The following is a 4,273-nucleotide window of genomic DNA, read 5'->3' as shown; positions in this document are numbered from 1 at the left end:
TCTGCGTTTTTTCGCTGAGCTTGGCGGTGACCACGTCCATGACGATGTGACCGCCGGTCCACTGAGCGTAGGCCACGGAAGTGAAGAACACGATGACCATGAAGAACTCGGTGAGTTCCATGGTGCCGCTGAGGGGCCTGGAAAGGAAATAGCGGAGCAGAACGTCCAGCGTGGTGATGAGCACCATGAGCAGGAAGAAGAACATGCCGAGGGCGCTGGCTTTCTGGCACACGGTTTCCAGATGCTTCAGAATGTCGACGCATGCGCGCAGAGGCGCCAGACCGGCGGGCCGGGGGGAGAGGTTGGTTGCTGATGATGCCATGACAGACTCCTGGACGTTATGCAATGAGCGTAGTGTGTTTCGGCATGACGCTCTGGAGGATACGGCGGGGCCGCATCCGGGTACAAGGAAAAACCGCGTTTTTCCGCAGTACGCGGGAGTATTGTTGGAGAACGAGCCGGGATGTTTCGGCCCGGAAAGAGGGAAAAGGCCGGGGGAAGAATTCCCCCGGCTGAGGTGAAAGGGTTACTTTTCCACGTACTGGGCGGCGCGGGACTGGGCCCAGGGGGTCATGTCGCGCTTTTCGAGTTCGCGGAACTTGGCAAGAATGGCTTCGGCGGGCAGACCCTTGTCCTTGGTGAACTGGATCCATTCGGCGTAGGTGGGTTCGGCGAGGGCGTCGGCCTTGGCGTAGTCGGCGTCGGAGAGCATGTGGAGCTTGCCGCCCTGTTCCTTCTGCCAGCGTGCAAGGCTGTTGTACTGCATGTCGTTCCAGAAGTCGCTGAAGAGCTTGGGCGCGTATTCGCGCGACACGTCGTCGATGATCTTCTGCAGATCGGCGGGCATGCTGTCGTAGGTGTCCTGATTCATGACGCAGTAGAACACGGAGCCGCCGAGGTTCACGAGGGTGAGGTTCTTGATGATGTCGCCGAGCTTGCGGGAAACGAGCACTTCGCAGTCCACCACGGCGCCGTCGATGACGCCCTTTTCCAGGGACATGTACATGTCGGGCAGGGAAACGCCCACCACGGTGGCGCCGAGGGCGCGGGCGCGTTCCAGACGGATGCCGCCGCCCGACACGCCTATCTTCATGCCCTTGAGGTCTTCAAGGCTCTTGACGGGCTTGTCGCGGGTGCCGATGAGCATGCCCATGGTGTGTCCTTCCACGAAGAGCAGATGCGTGCCCTTCACGTCTTCCATGGCTTCCTTGGGGAAGGCTTCGTGCAGGGAGCGCACGAGGTTGGCGGCGTCCACGGTGCAGAGGCTGGGGCGCACGAGGTTGAGGATCTGTTCATGGAAGGGGTAGCGGCCGAGGCCGCCCACGGTGAACGTGGCTTCGCCGAGATCGGCCACGCCGGTGCGCACGGATTCCACCACTTCGGCCTGCTTGCTGAGGGCCTGGGCGAAGTAGGGTTCGATGACGATGCGGCCTTCACTGCGTTTGGTGATTTCGTCGGCCCAGGGCTTGATGGCCATGGTCCAGCGGTTGTGAACCGGCGGAATGGCGAGGTTGAGGGAAAGCACATAGTCCGCGGCCTTCGCGGGAATGGCGGCGGTCAGGATCATGGCGGCGCCGAGCAGAAGGGATGAGAGCCTGTTCATGCGTTTCCTCCGGTCAGACAAGGGTGTAGAGCGGGAACTCGAAACTGATGGCGTCCTTTGGGCAGCTTATGCGGCAGTTGCCGCAGTGCCAGCATTCGTGTTTGTATTCTTCGATGACGTGGGGAGTTTTGTCGTGTTCCTTGTCGAGGGCCAGGATATAGGCGGGGCAGTCTCTGACGCACATGCCGCAGCGGATGCATTTCTCTTCATGGAATACGGGAGGCATGAGTGATCTCCTGATGTTGACGTTTGGCGGGGAAAAGGAACCCGGGAAAGGCGGAAGCGCATAAGCGGCGCGTCCGGGCCCGGCTCCGGCGCGAAGGGGGAGCCGGGCGCAGAGGAATTATTTGCCGGCGGGTTCAAGCCAGGAAAAGACGGGGCCTTCGTCTCCCTTGACGACCACGAGCCCCTTGGCGAGGGCGGGATCCTTTTCGGGATAGTCGGTGAGCACGTACATGCCTCGGCCGCTTTCCTTGCGCTGGAGGCAGGCGTCGAGGTGGATGCGGCACAGTTCGAGAATTTCAAAGGCTTCGTGAATGCGCATGAGATCGTGCAGGTTGTTGGCGCGCACGCGGTCTCTGTAGCCGTTGATGAAGTTGAGGCGATCGAGGGCCACGGCCATGCCGGGCATGTTGCGGCGGAACTTGGCGTAGTAGTCCATGACCTGGCGGATGGGATCTTCAAAGTCGCTGTGGGTCATGGTGCCGGAGGTGTTGTTGAGGGGCGCGAGAATGCGGTCGCGTTCGGCAAGGATTTCCTCGTCGGAGGGGCCTGCCATTTCGAGAGAGGGAGCGTTTTCGGCGGCGTGACCGCCGGCCACGAAGCCGCCGCACATGGCGCCGGAGAAGCTCGTGAAGTTGCAGCCGGCGTAGAGGCCGCGCACCGGGGTTTCCAGATTGTCGTCGGCAAGCAGCATGCCGGAGAGGCTGAGTTCGCCCACTTCGACTTCCAGCGGATACTTGCTGAATTCAATGCCGCGGGCCTTGCAGTAATCGAGATAGGTGGCCTTGTCGGCGGGCATGAGCACGTACTGCAGATGATGCACGTCGTGTTCGTTGAGGTGACGCATGTCCATGTAGAAGGGCGGGCCGTAGCCTTCGACCTGCTGCTGATTGGTGCCTATCATCTGATTGCGGCGGATGCCGTTTTCGCCCATGGGATCGTACTTGAACATGAAGCGTTCGCCGAGGGCGTTGAGTTCGTGGCCGCCCATGTTGTTGATGCCGTTCATGCCGGGCGCGCCCCAGCCCTTGGGGAGAATGGTGCCGCGGCAGGAGATGTCGGCGTTGACGATGGGCGCGCCGATGTCGTAGGCGAGGGTGAAGTAGCTGCCGGTGGTGAAGGGGGTGAACCAGCAGTTGTAGGGGTTGTGGGAAGAGTTGTTGGTGCAGCGCTGGGCGTGCCAGCCGAGGCTGTTGACGGCGGCGCGGCAGCGGATGGCGGAAACTTCACCGGTGAGCACGTTGAAGCCCATGCAGCCGGCGATTTTGCCGTTTTTCTTGAACAGCTTGGTGATCTGGAAGTTGTCGAGCACGGTGACGCCGAGGGAGCGCACGCGCTTGGCGAGGCCGCGCTTGATCTTTCTGCCGTTGGGAATGTGCAGCCACCACGCGCCGGGCTGACCGAAGCCCACGGAGCGGAAATAGAAGCCGTCGTCGCGACGAAGGAATTCCACGCCGCACTCTTCGAGAATCTTGACGCAGGGCTTGAGGGCGTCGTGCCACTGTTCGATCTGTTTTTCGCGGTAGCCGTAGGCGGACTTCATGTAGAAGGCGACAAAGCTTTCCTTGTTGTCGTAGGGCTCGTCGGTGTCGAGCACGGCCATGAAGTGGTCGTTGCCGCCGCCGAGGGAGCCGGAACTTTCGAGCGTGCCCTTGCCGACCATGAGAACGTCGAGGCCCTTGCCGGCCGAGTTCAGGGCCGCGCCTATGCCGGAAGCGCCGGTGCCGAGAATAAGCACATCGGTCTCGTAAAGAGTACCCCAATCGTGTTTGACGGATTTCATATATGCTCCTTGGTGACAGATGCGTGATTGCATGACAAAAAAAGAGCAAGAATCATGCCAGATCTGCGAAAAATAATATGCTGGAAAAACGCCATGTTGTGCAAGATGCTCGATGAATTTCAGGAGAATTTCAGAAAAATGTTTGATTATCAGAGGAAAAGATGATTTTTTGAGAAAAAATGCTGTTCGTGAAAAAGAGATTTAATGAAGGGGTGTTTCATTTGTGATGTTTTAGGCAAGCTCATTTTTCCCCGGACTCGTCCTGTGCTATAACGGAAGGCGTCTTCCGCATCGGAAGCCTTGCCCGGACAACGGAAACGCGCGCCAGGAGGCGGCATGAAAAAAAACGTGGTGTTCAGCACCATTTCCATCGATCACGACATTGCGGACGCCGATTCCCGCTGGAAGCTCTGGCGACCGCTCGTGGAACTTGTGCAGGTGCGCAAATTTTTCATTCACAGGCTCTACTATTTCATTCCGCCGTCGCTCAAGGACAGGCTGAACGCCCTGCAGAACGATCTGGAGGAGCTCGCCCCGCACACCGAAGTGGTGCCCGTGGTCATCGACACCAGGAGCAATTTTTCGCCGCAGTCCTTTGCGGAGAACTATCTTTTCTTCGATCAGTTCTTCAGTTCCTTTTCCTTCAACGAGCAGGAGGAGGACTA

General features: G+C 59.3%; 5 protein-coding genes. 1 reads left to right on the top strand and 4 read right to left on the bottom strand.

The window, feature by feature from the left end; all coding sequences use genetic code 11:
• The 4 genes from ACZM96_RS07755 to ACZM96_RS07740 all read right to left on the bottom strand — a co-directional run.
• On the bottom strand, nt 1-322 hold a 322-nt coding region (locus ACZM96_RS07755; protein ID WP_489488361.1), incomplete at its 3' end, for a TRAP transporter small permease subunit.
• A 204-nt stretch (nt 323-526) separates the two neighbouring features.
• On the bottom strand, nt 527-1,603 hold the full coding sequence (locus ACZM96_RS07750) for a TRAP transporter substrate-binding protein (protein ID WP_489488360.1): 1,077 nt from the start codon (nt 1,601-1,603) through the stop codon (nt 527-529).
• A gap of 13 nt (nt 1,604-1,616) precedes the next feature.
• A complete protein-coding gene (locus ACZM96_RS07745; RefSeq protein ID WP_294488241.1) occupies nt 1,617-1,829 on the bottom strand; it encodes a 4Fe-4S binding protein in 213 nt (70 codons plus the stop codon).
• Between the two features lie 117 nt (nt 1,830-1,946).
• A complete protein-coding gene (locus ACZM96_RS07740; protein ID WP_489488359.1) occupies nt 1,947-3,608 on the bottom strand; it encodes an FAD-binding protein in 1,662 nt (553 codons plus the stop codon).
• A gap of 336 nt (nt 3,609-3,944) precedes the next feature.
• Here ACZM96_RS07740 and ACZM96_RS07735 point away from each other — a divergent pair.
• A partial coding sequence (locus ACZM96_RS07735; protein ID WP_489488358.1) for an RNA repair transcriptional activator RtcR family protein occupies nt 3,945-4,273 on the top strand: 329 nt, incomplete at its 3' end.

The organism is Mailhella sp. (genome assembly GCF_057866825.1).
This window is presented reverse-complemented; position numbering and strand designations above follow the sequence as displayed.